Origin of the sequence: Streptomyces sp. A2-16 (assembly GCF_018128905.1) — a bacterium.
Classification (GTDB): domain Bacteria; phylum Actinomycetota; class Actinomycetes; order Streptomycetales; family Streptomycetaceae; genus Streptomyces.
Map to the genome: position 1 here is coordinate 7859145 of NZ_CP063808.1, position 14773 is coordinate 7873917.

Consider the following 14773-nt stretch of genomic DNA (forward strand, 5'->3'; position numbering starts at 1 on the left):
GCCGTCTCCCCCGGCGGGCTCCCACCGCCACGAAGCCGCCCCTCCCGAAGAGCACCGACCGGCCATGAAGCCACCTCCCCCGAGGAGCCCTCACCGGCCATGAAGCCGTCTCTCCCCCAGAGGCCCCTACTGCACGTGCAGCCGGATCGTGCCGTCCTCCACACGCTCGACCCGCACCTGGGTCAGGTCCCGGACCGTCACGTCCGGGTCGTGGAGCCCGGCTCGCGGGCCGATCCCCACCACGCGCATCCCGGCGGCCTTCCCCGCCGCGATCCCCGCCCCCGAGTCCTCGAAGACCACGCAGTCCGCGGGCGCGACCCCGAGTTCCGCGGCCCCCTTCAGGAACCCCTCGGGGTCGGGCTTGCTCGCGCCCACGGACTCGGCGGTGATCCGGACCTCGGGCAGTTCCAGGCCCGCCGCGGCCATCCGCGCCGTGGACAGCGGCACGTCGGCCGAGGTCACCAGCGCGTGCGGAAGTCCCCGCAGGGACGCCAGGAACTCCGGCGCCCCGGGTATCGCCACCACGCCGTCCATGTCCGCGGTCTCGTCCGCGAGCATGCGGGCGTTGTCGGCGAGGTTCTGCTCCATGGGCCGGTCGGGCAGCAGGACCGCCATCGACGCGTGCCCCTGGCGGCCGTGGACGACCTTCATGACCTCGTCGGCGTCCAGCCCGTGGCGCTCGGCCCAGCGGCGCCAGATGCGCTCCACGACGGCGTCGGAGTTGACGAGGGTGCCGTCCATGTCGAGCAGGAGGGCGCGGGCGGTGAGCACGGTGGGGGCGGCGGTGGCCGTCATCGGCAGCTCCAAGACGCGGGACGTGGGGCTTCGGAGGTGTCTCCCCCGCACGCCCCGGAGGGACAAGGCGGCCCCGCCCGCCGGTCAGGGGAAACGGGCGGAGGCCACTTTGTTTCTCTACGGTACAAAACTGGGCCGGTTCCCGCCACCACCCCCGGGAACCGCCAGGAACCGTTCACTCGCCGTTCAGCTCACCCGGCCACGGCCTCCCACAGGCTCCACAGCCCGAGCGCCAGCATCAGCAGCGCCGCGACCTTGGTGATCAGCTTCAGCGGGACCCGCTTCATCAGGGCCTTTCCGCCGACGATGCCGAGACCGGCCACCGCCCACAGCGCGAGCACCGCACCGAGACCGACGGAGAGCGGGTCGTCGTAGCGGGCCGCGAGGTTGGCCGTCATGATCTGGGTCAGATCCCCGAACTCGGCGACCAGGATGAGCATGAACCCGGCTCCGGCAACCTTCCAGAAGGACTGGTCCTCGGGCTTGCGGATCTCCTCGTCGCCGTCGTCCTTCCGCATCAGCAGGACGGCCGCGCCGCCCAGGAAGAGCACACCGGTCAGCGCCTGCACGATCTGCTGCGGCAGCAGGGTCAGCACACTGCCGGCCGCGACGGCGAGCACGACATGCAGCGCGAAGGCGGCGGCGACCCCGGCGAAGACGTAGGAGGCGCGGTAGCGGGTGCCGAGGACGAGACCGGCGAGCGCGGTCTTGTCGGGCAGCTCGGCGAGGAAGACGACGCCGAAGACGACGGCCGTCACGGTGAAGCTGATCAAGAGTCCTCAATCGGTCGGGGCTGCCCCACCGAGAGTGTTCCTGCGAAACGACGCCTCGGCACGGCAGCACACAGTCAGTGCACTACTGGCCGAAGGTCTCGCTGGCCGATCCCTGAAGACCTGCCTCCGGGCGCCGGCTCAGACGAGCTGAGCAGTATGTCGACGGTCCGGCGAAGAGCTACTCCCCTTCAACGCCGTCCATCGTACGTGATCGTTTCGCCGTAAACCTTGTCGTGTCATGTACGCGTCACTAACTTCTCACCGTACGCACATCTCCCCGCAACACGGAGTCGCGAACATTCGAACGCTCGCGCTCCAACACCCCCGCCCCCCAAGGGAGTTCGCATGCCGAAGTTCTACGCGCGTCGACGGCTCAGCATACTCGGCGCGCTCACCGCGCTCATAGCCTCCGTCGCGGTTCTCAACGGCCCGACCGCCTCCGCCGCCCTCCCCACCCCGGTCAGCGCGGCCACCGCCCGCACCTACCTCGCCTCGCTCACCGTGGCGACCGAGAACCGCACCGGCTACAGCCGGGACCTGTTCCCGACCTGGATCACCATCAGCGGCACCTGCAACACCCGCGAGTACATCCTCAAGCGGGACGGCTCGAACGTCGTCACCGACTCCGCCTGCGCCGCCACCAGCGGCAGCTGGTACTCCCCCTACGACGGCGCCACCTGGACCGCCGCCTCCGACGTCGACATCGACCACCTGGTCCCGCTCGCCGAGGCCTGGGACTCCGGCGCGAGCGCCTGGACCACGGCCCGGCGCCAGTCCTTCGCCAACGACGTCACCCGCCCGCAGCTCCTCGCGGTCACCGACAACGTGAACCAGTCCAAGGGCGACCAGGACCCGGCCACCTGGATGCCGTCCCTCACCTCGTACCGCTGCACCTACGTGCGCGCCTGGGTCCAGGTGAAGTACTACTACGACCTCTCCGTCGACTCCGCGGAGAAGAGCGCGCTGACGAGCTACCTGGCCAACTGCTGACGAATCCGAGCCCCGGAATCTCCCCGTGGACCTCCGTCGTTCCGTACCGTACGGGGCGACGGAGGAGGATCACGTGGCGGATCTGCGGGTGGGACCACTGCTCAGGTACGTCGACGGCTCGTCGGCGACCGTATGGGTCGAGACGAGCCGTCCCTGCACCGCCGAGGTGCGCTGCTCGGACGGCACCGGCGGTGAGACCCCCACCTTCCAGATCGCGGGCCACCACTACGCCCTCGTCCCGGTCGACGGTCTCGCCCCGGGCACGACACGGTCGTACGAGGTCCATCTGGACGGCACACGCGTGTGGCCGCCGCCCGACTCGCCGTTCCCCCCGTCGGTCATCCGCACGCCCGCCGAGGGCGACACCGTCCGCGTCGCCTTCGGCTCCTGCCGCTGGGCCGCGCCGCCGAAGGGCGACAAGGACCCCGTCGGCCCCGACGCCCTGGACACCCTCGCGGCCCGGATCGCCGCCGAGCCGGAGGGCGAACGGCCGGACGTGCTCCTGCTGCTGGGCGACCAGGTCTACGCCGACGAGACCTCCCGGGCCACCCAGAACTGGCTGTCCGCACGCCGCGACCTGAGCGACCCGCCGGGCGACCAGGTGGCGGACTACGAGGAGTACACGCACCTCTACTACGAGTCCTGGCTCGATCCCGAGGTGCGCTGGCTGCTGTCCACCGTGCCCAGTTGCATGATCTTCGACGACCACGACGTGATCGACGACTGGAACACCTCCGCGTCCTGGCTCGAGGACATGCGCGCCGTCTCGTGGTGGCGGGAGCGGCTGCTGAGCGGGCTGATGTCGTACTGGGTCTACCAGCACCTGGGCAACCTCCCCCCGGCCGAACTGGCCGCCGACCCGCTCTACGCCGCCGTACGGCAGTCCCCCGACGGCACCGACGAGTTGCGTGCCTTCGCCTGCCGGGCCGACGCCGACGCGGCCTCCGCGCGGTGGAGCTACCGGCGCGACTTCGGGCGGGTGCGGCTGCTGATGGTGGACTCCCGCGCGGCCCGCGTCCTCGACGAGGACAACCGCTCGATGCTCCACCCCGGCGAGGCCGAGTGGCTGCGCGAACAGGTCCTGATGGAGCGCGCCTCCTACGACCACCTCCTGATCGGCACCTCGCTGCCCTGGCTGCTGCCGCACCTGGTGCACGAGGCCGAGGCGTGGGACGCGGCGCTGTGCCGGGGGGAGCGCGGGGCGCGCTGGGCCCGGTTCGGGGAGAACCTGCGGCGCAAGGCGGACCTGGAGCACTGGGCGGCGTTCCCGGAGTCCTTCGCGGCACTGGCCGACCTGATCGCCGAGGTCGGCTCGGGCCCCGAGGCGCCGGCGACGGTGCTGGTGCTGTCGGGAGACGTGCACCACGCGTACGTGGCCGAGCCGAAGTGGTACAGCGGCGGGCCCGATGCGCGGGTCCTGCAGCTCACCTGCTCACCCGTCCACAACTCCGTCCCCGGCTACATGCGGTTCGGCTTCCGCTTCGGCTGGAGTGCGACGGCGCGGGCGCTCGGGCGGCGGCTGGCGCGGCACGGCCGGTGCGAGCGGCCGCCGGTGTCCTGGCGGCACACGGGCGGTCCCTGGTTCGGCAACCAGCTCATGACGCTGACGCTGAGCGGGCGTTCGGCGCGGCTGCGGCTGGACCAGGTGCGGGAGTCCGGAGAGGGGCAAACGAGGCTCGAGACCGTCTCGGACTCCCAACTCACGGGCGAGAGCGGCCGCGAGAAGTCCCGTCTCACCAGCTGATGGACCGTCAAGAGCGGCTCAACGCACGGTAGTTCATGCACATTCGGACACACTTTCGGTCGCCGGGGCGGCGGGGTGCGGCCTTCCAACGTGCGACTGCGGGTGAAACGGAAGGGGCAGAGGGGGCAAACCAATGGCCAAATGTTGAACTAGCAAGCGTTGATCAGGCCCACCTACCGTGGATGACTCACGCGGTTCCATCCCCCTGGGGCGACCCCCCTGTGGGACCGACCCGACCGAAGGAGTCCCCCACATGACCGGACGCCTGAACAGCGCCCAGCCATATGCCCTCGGCCTGTACCGCATAGTCGTCGGCCTGCTCTTCCTCTGTCACGGCGCAGCCTCCCTCTTCGGCGTCCTCGGCGGTGCCTCCGGCACCGACGGCGGCACGATCGAGACGGGCACCTGGCCCGGCTGGTACGCGGCCGTGATCCAGCTCGTCGGCGGCGGTCTCGTGCTGCTCGGCCTGGGCACGCGCGTCGCCGCGTTCATCGCCGCGGGATCCATGGCGTACGCGTACTTCAAGGTCCACCAGCCCATGGCCCTGTGGCCCATGGAGAACGGCGGCGAGGCCGCCGCGATGTTCAGCTGGGCCTTCCTGCTGCTGGTCTTCACCGGGTCCGGCGCGTTCGGCCTGGACCGGCTGCTGGCGAAGCGCTCGGCGACGGAACGCGAGCCTGCCGCGGAGCCCGTGGCCGTCTGAGGTGATCGTGTACGGTGCCCTCCCTCACGTCCGTGGGGGAGGGCACCGGCGCGTTCGGGCGGCGCGGGACCGCATCCCTGCGCCCGCGACGCGGCAGCCGGGTGAACATGTCGCGCCCATCTCATGCGCCCCCCGTGAATCTCCTGTCACTGCCCAGGCGTACGCTGTATGGCTGTCTACGGGGGAATCACGGGGAGTCGCGGTGTTGGAGAGTCTGGGGTCACTGACCGGCAGTCCATGGATCTACGCCATGGTCGCGCTGTCGGTGCTCCTCGATGTGTTCGTGCCGCTGCTGCCCAGCGGGGTGCTGGTCATCACGGCCGCCACGGCCGCGGCCGCGGGCAGTGCGGCGACCGGCAAGGTCCCGGACGTGATGGCCCTGATCCTGTGCGCGACGACCGCCTCCGTCCTCGGCGACCTGGCGGCGTACCGCCTCGCCTTCCGGGGCGGTGAGCGCCTGGACCGCGCGATCGCCCGCTCCCGTCGCCTGACCACGGCGCAGGAACGTCTCGGCGACGCGCTCTCCGCGGGCGGCGGGGCCCTGGTGGTCCTGGCCCGCTTCGCCCCCGCCGGCCGTTCGGTGGTCTCCCTCCTGGCCGGTACCGCCCACCGCCGAGCCCGCGACTTCCTGCCCTGGTCCGCCCTCGCGGGCCTGTCCTGGGCCGCGTACAGCGTGGCCCTCGGCTACTTCGGCGCGCACTGGCTGGGGGCGACCTGGCTGGCGACCGGGGTGTCGGTGGCGGCGCTGTTCGGGGCGGGCGCGGGAGCGGCGTACGTGATGCGGCCGCGTCCGGGGGCCGAGGCTCGCTGACGGCGACGGCACCCGGACGTACGCGGCGGGCGGTCCGGTGGACGCCGGGGTGGCGGCTCCCGGCCCGCGGAAGCCGGCCGGCGCACCCGGCCCGCGCCCGGCGCCGGTTTCGGATCACCCCGCCTCGCGCCGAGCCGCTCCCCTGACCTCAAGGCCGGCCAGCAACTCCGCGGTCGCCTCCGCGATCACCTCCACGGCCCGTTCGAAGACCTCCTGGTTGTGGGCGGCGGGGGCGCGGAAGCCCGACACCTTGCGCACGTACTGGAGCGCGGCGGCCCGGATCTCCTCCTCCGTCGCCTCCTCGGGCAACACAGGCGGACGAAGCGTCTTGATACTGCGGCACATACCGACAGTCTCCCTCCCCGGGCGGATCGGCGCTTCCGCCCGCCCGTTCCGAATGCCATGATCCTCGCCGAGGCGGCCACCGATCGCGGGGCCGACCGACGAGAGGAACAACCCGACATGGCGCACGACTCCGCGCACCGGAAACCCACCGTGGCCGTCCTGGGCCCGGGCGGCACCGGCGGCCTCCTCGCCGCACTGCTGGCCCGCGCCGGACACCGGGTGATCTGCCTGGCCGGCGACGGCACCGCGGCCACCCTGCGCGCGTCCGGCCTCCAGGTCCGCAGCGGCACCTTCGGCGACTTCACGACCCCCGTCGAGGCCGACACCGAACTGCGCGAACCGGTGGACGCCTGCCTGATCGCCGTCAAGCACACCTCCCTGCACTCCGCCCTCGACCGCGTGCCGTCCGCCGCCCTGGGCGACGGACTGGTCGTCCCGCTCCTGAACGGCGTCGAACATCCGGCCATCCTGCGCGCCCGCTACCGCCCGGACCGGGTCGCGCCCGCGGTGATCCGCGTCGAGTCGACGAGGATCGCGCCGGGCGTCATCGAGCACGGCAGCCCCTTCGCCGAACTCGATCTGACCGGCGACGGCGTCCCCCGCGAGCGCCTGGACGCCCTGGCCTCCGCCCTGGCCGCGGCCGGCCCCGGGACCCGCGTCCTGGACGACGAGACGGCCGCCCTGTGGGCGAAGATGTCCTTCCTGGCCCCCTTCGCCCTCCTCACCACGCTCCACGGCCTCCCCCTCGGCGAGGTGCGCACCCGGCACCGCGAGGAGCTGACCGCCCTGGTGGAGGAGACCGCCGCGGTCAGCGCGGCCTGTGGCGGTCCGGCCGACCCCGCCCAGGCCCTGGCCCGCTACGACGCCTTCCCCCCCGGCACGAAGTCCTCGATGCAACGCGACGCGGAGGCCGGCCGGCCCCTCGAACTGGACGCGATCGGCGGGGCCTTGCTGCGCGCGGCGGACCGGCACGGGGTGAAGGTGCCCGTCGCGGCCAGGGTGGTCCGGGAGCTGACGGACACCGACGGCTGACGGCCCACCCGGACCGTCACCGCCGCACGCCCGCACACGCGCTCTCAGCCCGCGTCCCCGCCGGTGAGGTCGAACCGCCAGTCGTTCGACGTGATCCAGTGCCCCTTCGGGTACTCGAACCCGGCCTGTCCGAGCAGGGTGAAGCCCGCCCGCCGGCAGACTCCGTTCGACGCGGCGTGCTCCACGCTCGGGAACGCGTGCAGACACCGGTGCTCCTCGGCGGCCCGTGCCTCCCCCACGACGGCGCGGGCCGCCTGCGCGGCCAGTCCCCGACCCTGGAACTCCGGCAGGATCCCCCAGCCGGTCTCCCAGACCAGGGAGTCCCGCCACTCACGCTCCCAGAACCCCACCGAGCCGACGGTCTCCCCGCCGTCCGCGAGCGTGACGCGGTACATCCGCCCCGAGGCCGGCTCGACGTACCGCCGATGCCGCGCGACGAGCTTGTCCTCGCTCTCGGGCCCGCCCAAGTGGGCGGTCATCTCCGGACTGTTGGTCCGCTGCAGCAGCCAGAAGTCGCCCTCCGCCCAGGGCACCAGCCGCACCTGCTCCGTATCCATGCGAGCCACCGTAGGCGCCGGGTCCGACAACGGCCCCCGGCCTGCGGATTTGCCGAACCGGCAACAGATCTCGCGCCGCGCCGCCGTCACCCCGCAGGATCGTCGTAACCCGTGATCCTTACGTACGGAGGACACATGCCGCACCTCACCCACCGCCTGGTCCCCGGTCCCGCCGGCCGGATCCACCTCGTGGAACAGGGCACCGGACCCCTCGTCCTGCTGCTGCACGGCTTCCCGGAGTCCTGGTACTCGTGGCGCCATCAGCTTCCGGTGCTGGCCGCGGCCGGATACCGCGCGGTCGCCGTGGACGTGCGCGGATACGGCCGCTCCTCGAAGCCGGAGGCGGTGGCGGCATACCGGATGACCGAACTGGTGGAGGACAACGCGGCCGTGGTGGAGGCGCTCGGCGAGCGTTCCGCGGTGGTCGTCGGGCACGACTGGGGCGCGACGATCGCCGCGCACTCGGCGCTGCTCAGGCCCGATGTCTTCCACGCGGTCGCCCTGCTGAGCGTGCCGTACACCCCGCCCGGCGGCCCCCGCCCCAGCGAGGTCTTCGCGGGGATCGGCGGGGAGGAGGAGTTCTACGTCTCCTACTTCCAGGAGCCCGGCCGGGCCGAACGGGAGATCGAGCCGGACGTACGGGGCTGGCTGGCCGGCTTCTACGCCGCGCTCTCCGCCGACACGATGCCCACGGCCGACGGGGACCTCGGGACCGCCGACGGGGACCTCGTCGCCGCCGAGGGACATTTCGCGGCCCCCGACCCCCACTTCGTCGCACCCGGCGGGAAGCTGCGCGACCGCTTCCCCGTCGACCGCCTCCCGGCCTGGCTCACCGAGGACGATCTCGACGTCTACGCCGGGGAGTTCGAGCGCACGGGGATGACCGGTGCCCTGAACCGCTACCGTGCGATGGACCGCGACTGGAAGGACCTGGCCGCCCACGCGGGCGCGCCGATCCGCCAGCCCTCCCTGTTCCTGGGCGGCACCCTGGACGCGTCCACCACCTGGCTGTCCGACGCGATCGACGCCTTCCCCACCACGCTCCCGGGCCTGCACGCCGCCCATCTGCTCGACGGGTGCGGCCACTGGATCCAGCAGGAACGCCCCGAGGAGGTCGGCCGTCACCTGACCGACTGGCTGGGGTCGGTGCTGAGCGGGCGGTAGCGCACGTTCACCACGGCCGCGCGGTCACCGCCGTCACGGCGCTCGAGGCGGACGGGCGCGCCGGCGCAGACCGGACGCACCCGGAAAAGTCATCGCCGAACCACCGCGGCCCGGCGCTGCCTCCCCGACGAGCTCACCCGACGCGCGGCGACGGCCATCACGGCGACGGCGGTGAGCACCATGAGCGCGCCGGCGTACAGCGGTGCGGTGTAGCCGAGGCCCGCCGTGATGGCGAGGCCGCCGGCCCAGGCGCCCAGTGCGTTGCCGATGTTGGAGGCGGACACGTTGGCGCCGGCGGCGAGAGGCGCGCCCTGCGCGTGGTCGGTGACGCGGGTGATCAGGCCGGGCACACCGGCGAACCCGAACACCCCCATCAGGAACATCAGCACCACCGACGCCGTGGGGCTGGTGGCGAGCAGCCCGAACACCGTCAGGGTGAGCGTGAGGCCGGTCAGGGCGAGGACCAGCGCACGGTCACGGTCGTGGTCGGCGGCCCGCCCGCCGAGCAGGTTGCCGACGACCAGGCCGACGCCGTACACCATGAGCAGCCAGGCGACGTCCGCCGAGGAGAAGCCGCCGACCTCGGTGAGCGTGTAGGCGACATAGCTGAACGCGCCGAACATCCCGCCGTAGCCGAGCGCGGTGGCGGCCAGGGTCAGCCAGACCTGCCCGGACCGGAGCGCGCCGAGCTGGGCGCGCAGACCGGCGGGTGCCGTGGGCGCTGTCCGTCCGGCGCGGCCCGGCACGAGCACGACGACGCCCGCGAGCGCGAGCAGGCCGACCGCGGTGACCGCCCAGAAGGCGGCCCGCCAGCCCCAGCGCTCCCCGACCAGCGCGCCGAACGGCACACCGAGCACGTTCGCGACCGTCAGCCCGGCGAACATGACGGCCACCGCGCGGGACTTGCGCTCCGGCGCGACCAGGGAGCTCGCGACGAGGGAGCCGATGCCGAAGAACGAGCCGTGGCACAGTGCCGCGACGATCCGCCCGAGCAGCATCACCGGGTAGTTCGGGGCGATCGCGGACAGCAGGTTGCCGAGGACGAACAGGACCAGCAGGCCGACCAGGACGTGCTTGCGGGGCAGCCGCGCGGTAGCCGCGGTCAGGGCGATCGCGCCGACCGCGACGCTCAGCGCGTATCCGGAGATCAGCCGGCCCGCGGCCGCCTCGGACACCTCGAAACTCGACGCCACCTGCGGCAGCAGCCCCGCGATCAGGAACTCGGTCAGCCCGATGCCGAACCCGCCGACGGCCAGCGCGAACAACCCGCCCGCCATCCGCCGCCGCTCTCCCGCCGGGCTATGCACGACAATCCCCAAGATCCACCCTCATGAACCGACCCTCGCGCCCCGACCAAGGCGCGGTCCATGGACAAACCAGCGACGCCGCTTGGACGAACACACCGCCGGGCCAATGCGGTTGAGATGTCCTCGCCCGTGGACGAGGCTTCGTGGTCATGGAGTTCTTCTGTTATCACCGTGACCGGCCCGGTTCCCTGCCCCTGCGTGAGGAGCTGACGGAAGCGCACTGGTCCTACATGGACGGGTACGCGGCCGAACTGATCGCCCGTGGACCGACGTTCGCGGCCGACGGCGAGACGCCCACCGGGAGCGTGCACATCGTCGACCTGCCCGATGCCGCGGCTGCCCGCGCTTTCGCGTTCGACGAGCCGTGCTACCAGGCCGGCGCGTTCCGGGACGTACTGCTGCGCCGCTGGCGCAACCTGCTGGGCCGCACCATGTGGGACTTCCCCGGCGGCCGCACCGGTGGCGACCGGTACCTGGTGCTCGGTCTCGGCACGGGAGAGGCCGCCGACCTGGCCGTACCGTCGCAGAAGGACGACCTGATCGCCTACGGCCCCCTCCTGTCCGACGACGGCACCACCTGGCTGGGCACGGCGGCCCTGGTCCGCGCCCCGGACCCGGCCCGGGCTCGGGCCGTGCTGACGGCGGACCGGTACGCGGCTGTGGAGGTCCACGAGTGGGAGTTCGGCGGACGACGCTGACAACCCGGTTCTCGGGGCAACCGGTTCTCGGGGCAACCGCCCCGGGACCAGCCGTACGAGCAAGGAGCGTCCACGCCATGGGAACCGCCGTCCGCGTCCCGCAGACCCGGGACATGATCGGGGACGAGCTCTCCGGAGACGAGGCGTTCGCCGCCCTGCGTCACTACGGCGGCCTGCGGCTGCTGGCCGACTCCTTCGCGCGGTTCCGTTACGCCGACGGCTTCACCAACGCCCGGGCCCTGGCCTTCCAGGTGGTGCTCGGGCTGGTTCCGTGCACGGTGGCGCTGGTCGGCCTGGCCACGTCGGTGCACACGGAGGGCGTGGGCCGGATCATCGAGCTCACGCTCGGCCGGATCGTGCCGGGCGCGAGCGCCGACATCGTGGAGGACGCCTTCGACGGGACGCGGCGCACCGCGCACGGCAGTGCCTGGAGCACGCTCGCCCTGTGGCTCGGTCTGGGCTTCGCGCTGCTGAACCTCGCCTCGGCCATGGGCCAGATCGAACGCGGCGCCAACCGGATCTACGGCATCGAGCGCGACCGTCCCTTCCCGCGCAAGTACGCGCGCGGGTTCGTGCTCGCGCTCGCCGCCGGGCTGCCCCTGGTGCTGGGGTTCGTGGTGCTCGTCGCCGGTGCGGCCGTGGGCGACGCGGTGGCCGAGTCCGCGGGCCGGGAGGGCGGCGGACCGCGCTGGTGGGACGTGCTGGACCTGCCGGTGGGGCTCGCGCTGGCCTGGGTGGCCTCCGCAGTGATCTTCCGCTGGTCCCCGCGCCGGGTGCAGCCCGGTTACACCTGGCTGGCCTTCGGCTCGGCCGTGCATCTGCTGCTGTGGGTGTCGGCCACCTGGCTGCTCGCGCTGTACGTGGCGAAGAGCGGTGCCTTCGGTGCCGTGTACGGACCGCTCACCGCCTTCATCGCCCTGCTGCTGTGGGCCAACCTCACCGCCGTCGCGCTGTTCGTCGGCATCGCGTTCGCCGCCCAGCTGGAGGCGGCCCGCGCGGGTGTCGAGTCGGCCGTGCTGCCGGATCCCGGCCCGGGTGCGTGAGAGCCGGCGGCCGCCCTCGCGGTCAGCCCTGCGCGGCGGCGGTGACCGTCGCGGGGTCCACGCCGGTCAGTTCGACGATGCGGTGCGGTGGCACGCCGGCGGCCAGGGCGCGTCCGATCAGGCCGTCGCGGCCGTCCGCGCAGTCGCGGTAGGCGAGCAGCTCCTCCTCGACCCCGGCGAGCGACTCCGGTGCCAGGTGGTGGCGGACCCGGCTCAGCTCCTCGTCGCTCAGCGGAACCGGCAGCCGTTCGGCGCCCTCGGGCACGGCGGCGGTCTCCTCCGGCGGCAGCAGGCGCAGCTGCGGGGAGTTCGGCGTGGTTCCCTGGGCGTCCAGCCACGCGCGGACCGCGGGGGTCTCCATGCAGGCGAGCTCGCCGACGGCGGCGGGGGGCACGCCGAGCCGCGCGGAGGCGTCGTCGAGCAGGAACAGGTAGGCGTCGTCGGTCATCCTCGGCTCCTTCGCACCAGCGGCTGAACGACCTCCCATTACCCCGCCTCGCCCGGCTAATGTTCAGGTTCGGCGAGTCACCGAGGAGGAGCGAGGACATGCCCGGTCTCCCGAGCACGCGTTGACGTCGTGGGCCGTTCGGCCCGTCATCGCGTGCCGCCCCGCACGGTGTGGCACAGCTCGCCTTCGACCCGGGGATCCTCGTGCCGTCCGCTTCCTCCGCTTCCTCCGCTTCCTCCGCTTCCTCCGCCGTATCCGCATCCGATCGCCCCGTCCCGTCCGGTCTGTGGCGGGACCGCGACTTCCGCAGTCTCTGGCTGGGCCAGACCGCCTCCCAACTCGGTGAACACACCAGTCTGTTGGTGCTGCCGCTGTTCGCCGTCCTGACCCTCGACGCCGGCGCAGGTCAGCTGGGCGTCCTGCGGGCGGTGGGGCAGGCGCCGATCCTGCTGCTCTCGCTCTTCGTCGGCGCGTGGGTGGACGGATGGCGGACCCGCACGGTGATGGTCCTGTCGGACGCCGGCCGGGCCCTGGTCCTGGGCGCCGCGGCCTCGGCCGGGCTCCTCGGTCTGCTGGGCCTGCCCGCGCTGTTCGTGGTCGTCTTCGCCGTCGGGGTCCTGTCCGTGTTCTTCGACGTCGCCTACCAGTCGTCTCTCGTGCGGCTGGTGAGACACGATCAGCTGGTGCGGGGCAACAGTGCGCTCGAGGGCAGCCGGTCCGCGGCGCAGATCGGCGGTCCTGCCCTCGGCGGTGCGCTGGTGTCCCTGGTGTCGGCGTCGATCGCCACCGCCGCGGGCGCTCTGTTCTTCGCGCTGTCGTTCCTGTCGATCCGCCGGATCCGTCGCGAGGAGTCCGTCCCGGAGCGCTCAGGACGTCCGCCGCGCACGGGACGCCCTCCGCGCACGGGGCGTTCTTCTCGCACCGGGCGGCGGATTCTTGAGGGCCTGCGTTTCGTCGTCGGCGACAGCTCGCTGCGGACCGTGTGTCTCGCCTCGGCCGCGTTCCAGTTCTCCTTCGCCGCCCTGATGACCGTCCATCTGCTGTTCCTGCCGCGAGAACTGCACCTGTCGGGCACCGAGGTGGGACTGTCGCTCGCGGCGACGGGGCCGGGCGCGCTCCTGGGCTCGGTGCTGGCGGCCCGGCTGCCGAGCCGCTTCGGGTACGGCGCGGTCCTCCTGTCCGCGGCGGCGCTCGGCGACGGCGCGTTCCTGGGTGTGCCCGCGCTGCACGGCTCCTCCGCGATGACGGTGGCCGCGCTCGTGGCGGTCTGCTTCGTGTTCGGGGCGGGCGGTCAGCTGGTGAACGTCATGGTCATGGCCATAAGGCAGGCGGTCACTCCCGACGGGATGCAGGGCCGCGCGGCCGCCACGATCACGTTCGTCGGTATGGGCCTGAGCCCGCTCGGTTCGCTGCTCGGCGGATTCCTCGCGCAGGAGTGGGGGTTGCGCACCAGCCTCCTGGTGACGGCCGCGGGCATGCTGGTGTCGCCGGTGCTGATGGCCCTGTCCCCGCTCGCCCGCCTGGGGCGCACGCTGCCCGCTCGCGCGGAACGCACCGACCCGCCGTCGCAGTGACCGGCCATCGAAGTGACCCGCCGTCGCACCGACCCGGCGTCACACCGACCCGGATCCCGGCCGGCCGCCCGTGCCGAGCCCGCGAGAGCGGCCGCCCCGCCGTCCGTTCGCATGAACCTCCCGAAGCCACTCGCAACCCAAAATCGAACAGGCGTAGCATTGCGTCGTGGCTGAGACCTATGACTTTCCGAGTGACCTCCTCGCCGGTCAGGAGGAGCTGCATCAGGTCCGGGCCGAGCTGTCGGCCCTGCTCAAGCGGCTCCCCTGGTCGGTCGCGCCGCTGGACGGCTTCAGCGACGACAACGGCTGGCGGAAGGTGGAGCGCCCCGCCTCCCCCGGCTGGACCCCCGACGAACAGGCCGAGGTGGAGAAGCTCCGGCGGCGCGAGCACGAACTCGCGGTCTTCGTCACCACCCACCGCTTCTGGAGGGAAGTCGGGACACCGGAGCGCGTGGACGCCCGCACCGTGCTCAAGCACGCGTCGCGCCGGCAGGAAGCGGGCTGAACGACGAAGGACCCCGGCCGAGATCGGCCGGGGTCCTCTTCCGGTGTGGGCGCGGACGGTTTCGAACCGCCGACATCCTGCTTGTAAGGCAGGCGCTCTACCCCTGAGCTACGCACCCGAGACGAGTCGACAGCCTACCTTGCCCGGGGCCCTGCCCTGCAAACCCTTAACCCGGGGGGCCGGCGGACTCAGGGCCGGTACGGGGGAAAACCCCACCCTGGATCCGGGAGCGACCCGGATGCCGCGTCGAGGGCCGCGTCCCTAGGGTCGAACCAGTGTCGTGG

General features: G+C 72.6%; 16 protein-coding genes and 1 tRNA gene. 10 read left to right on the top strand and 7 right to left on the bottom strand.

All coding sequences use genetic code 11. The features are described 5' to 3' along the window. Positions 1-126: 126 nt before the first annotated feature. Entirely contained in the window at positions 127-795 is a 669-nt protein-coding gene (locus IOD14_RS35265) for an HAD-IA family hydrolase (RefSeq protein ID WP_123988838.1), read from the bottom strand. 191 nt (positions 796-986) lie between these two features. After that, positions 987-1568 (bottom strand): TMEM165/GDT1 family protein, encoded by a 582-nt coding sequence (locus IOD14_RS35270; protein ID WP_123988839.1) that lies wholly within the window; start codon positions 1566-1568, stop codon positions 987-989. A 345-nt stretch (positions 1569-1913) separates the two neighbouring features. Between IOD14_RS35270 and IOD14_RS35275 the strand changes: the two genes are divergently transcribed. From IOD14_RS35275 to IOD14_RS35290, 4 genes are all read left to right on the top strand, one after another. Then, positions 1914-2558 (top strand): HNH endonuclease family protein, encoded by a 645-nt coding sequence (locus IOD14_RS35275; RefSeq protein ID WP_123988840.1) that lies wholly within the window; start codon positions 1914-1916, stop codon positions 2556-2558. A gap of 73 nt (positions 2559-2631) precedes the next feature. Continuing rightward, positions 2632-4302, top strand: a complete 1671-nt coding sequence (locus IOD14_RS35280; RefSeq protein WP_212672444.1) for an alkaline phosphatase D family protein — start codon at positions 2632-2634, stop codon at positions 4300-4302. Between the two features lie 253 nt (positions 4303-4555). After that, positions 4556-5005 carry a DoxX family protein gene (locus tag IOD14_RS35285; protein ID WP_123988842.1) on the top strand — a complete coding sequence of 150 codons (450 nt, stop codon included), beginning with the start codon at positions 4556-4558 and terminating at the stop codon, positions 5003-5005. Positions 5006-5207: 202 nt separating this feature from the next. After that, complete coding sequence (locus tag IOD14_RS35290) at positions 5208-5816, top strand: VTT domain-containing protein (RefSeq protein ID WP_123988843.1); 609 nt, start codon at positions 5208-5210, stop codon at positions 5814-5816. A gap of 114 nt (positions 5817-5930) precedes the next feature. On the opposite strand, the gene IOD14_RS35295 is transcribed toward IOD14_RS35290, so the two are convergent. Continuing rightward, on the bottom strand, positions 5931-6161 hold the full coding sequence (locus tag IOD14_RS35295; RefSeq protein WP_057615221.1) for a DUF2277 domain-containing protein: 231 nt from the start codon (positions 6159-6161) through the stop codon (positions 5931-5933). A 117-nt stretch (positions 6162-6278) separates the two neighbouring features. On the opposite strand from IOD14_RS35295, the gene IOD14_RS35300 reads away from it, so the two are divergent. Beyond that, complete coding sequence (locus IOD14_RS35300) at positions 6279-7193, top strand: 2-dehydropantoate 2-reductase (protein WP_212672445.1); 915 nt, start codon at positions 6279-6281, stop codon at positions 7191-7193. Positions 7194-7237: 44 nt separating this feature from the next. Here IOD14_RS35300 and IOD14_RS35305 read toward each other — a convergent pair whose 3' ends face one another. After that, entirely contained in the window at positions 7238-7750 is a 513-nt protein-coding gene (locus tag IOD14_RS35305) for a GNAT family N-acetyltransferase (protein WP_212672446.1), read from the bottom strand. 135 nt (positions 7751-7885) lie between these two features. Here IOD14_RS35305 and IOD14_RS35310 point away from each other — a divergent pair, with 135 nt between their 5' ends. Continuing rightward, on the top strand, positions 7886-8914 hold the full coding sequence (locus tag IOD14_RS35310; RefSeq protein WP_123988846.1) for an alpha/beta hydrolase: 1029 nt from the start codon (positions 7886-7888) through the stop codon (positions 8912-8914). A gap of 89 nt (positions 8915-9003) precedes the next feature. On the opposite strand, the gene IOD14_RS35315 is transcribed toward IOD14_RS35310, so the two are convergent. Continuing rightward, positions 9004-10191 (bottom strand): MFS transporter, encoded by a 1188-nt coding sequence (locus tag IOD14_RS35315; protein ID WP_212672447.1) that lies wholly within the window; start codon positions 10189-10191, stop codon positions 9004-9006. A gap of 179 nt (positions 10192-10370) precedes the next feature. Here IOD14_RS35315 and IOD14_RS35320 point away from each other — a divergent pair, with 179 nt between their 5' ends. Together IOD14_RS35320 and IOD14_RS35325 are read left to right on the top strand one after the other, a co-directional pair. Then, positions 10371-10919, top strand: coding sequence for a YciI family protein (locus tag IOD14_RS35320; protein WP_123988848.1), 549 nt, complete (start codon positions 10371-10373; stop codon positions 10917-10919). A gap of 77 nt (positions 10920-10996) precedes the next feature. Further along, on the top strand, positions 10997-11962 hold the full coding sequence (locus IOD14_RS35325; protein ID WP_212672448.1) for a YihY/virulence factor BrkB family protein: 966 nt from the start codon (positions 10997-10999) through the stop codon (positions 11960-11962). A 22-nt stretch (positions 11963-11984) separates the two neighbouring features. Here the strand turns inward: IOD14_RS35325 and IOD14_RS35330 are convergent, their stop codons facing one another. Further along, on the bottom strand, positions 11985-12410 hold the full coding sequence (locus tag IOD14_RS35330; RefSeq protein ID WP_212672449.1) for a DUF6003 family protein: 426 nt from the start codon (positions 12408-12410) through the stop codon (positions 11985-11987). A 284-nt stretch (positions 12411-12694) separates the two neighbouring features. Between IOD14_RS35330 and IOD14_RS35335 the strand changes: the two genes are divergently transcribed. Further along, on the top strand, positions 12695-13984 hold the full coding sequence (locus IOD14_RS35335; RefSeq protein ID WP_249126318.1) for an MFS transporter: 1290 nt from the start codon (positions 12695-12697) through the stop codon (positions 13982-13984). Between the two features lie 166 nt (positions 13985-14150). Next, positions 14151-14489 carry a hypothetical protein gene (locus IOD14_RS35340; protein ID WP_123988851.1) on the top strand — a complete coding sequence of 113 codons (339 nt, stop codon included), beginning with the start codon at positions 14151-14153 and terminating at the stop codon, positions 14487-14489. Between the two features lie 46 nt (positions 14490-14535). Here IOD14_RS35340 and IOD14_RS35345 read toward each other — a convergent pair. After that, positions 14536-14607: transfer RNA gene (locus IOD14_RS35345), tRNA-Val, on the bottom strand. Positions 14608-14773: the final 166 nt, after the last annotated feature.

Bases quoted from the DNA above. Each gene is read 5' to 3' on its own strand.
- IOD14_RS35265 (WP_123988838.1), bottom strand. From the start codon at position 795: ATGACGGCCACCGCCGCCCCCACCGTGCTCACCGCCCGCGCCCTCCTG.
- IOD14_RS35275 (WP_123988840.1), top strand. From the start codon at position 1,914: ATGCCGAAGTTCTACGCGCGTCGACGGCTCAGCATACTCGGCGCGCTC.
- IOD14_RS35285 (WP_123988842.1), top strand. From the start codon at position 4,556: ATGACCGGACGCCTGAACAGCGCCCAGCCATATGCCCTCGGCCTGTAC.
- IOD14_RS35295 (WP_057615221.1), bottom strand. From the start codon at position 6,161: ATGTGCCGCAGTATCAAGACGCTTCGTCCGCCTGTGTTGCCCGAGGAG.
- IOD14_RS35300 (WP_212672445.1), top strand. From the start codon at position 6,279: ATGGCGCACGACTCCGCGCACCGGAAACCCACCGTGGCCGTCCTGGGC.
- IOD14_RS35305 (WP_212672446.1), bottom strand. From the start codon at position 7,750: ATGGATACGGAGCAGGTGCGGCTGGTGCCCTGGGCGGAGGGCGACTTC.
- IOD14_RS35310 (WP_123988846.1), top strand. From the start codon at position 7,886: ATGCCGCACCTCACCCACCGCCTGGTCCCCGGTCCCGCCGGCCGGATC.
- IOD14_RS35315 (WP_212672447.1), bottom strand. From the start codon at position 10,191: ATGGCGGGCGGGTTGTTCGCGCTGGCCGTCGGCGGGTTCGGCATCGGG.
- IOD14_RS35320 (WP_123988848.1), top strand. From the start codon at position 10,371: ATGGAGTTCTTCTGTTATCACCGTGACCGGCCCGGTTCCCTGCCCCTG.
- IOD14_RS35325 (WP_212672448.1), top strand. From the start codon at position 10,997: ATGGGAACCGCCGTCCGCGTCCCGCAGACCCGGGACATGATCGGGGAC.
- IOD14_RS35330 (WP_212672449.1), bottom strand. From the start codon at position 12,410: ATGACCGACGACGCCTACCTGTTCCTGCTCGACGACGCCTCCGCGCGG.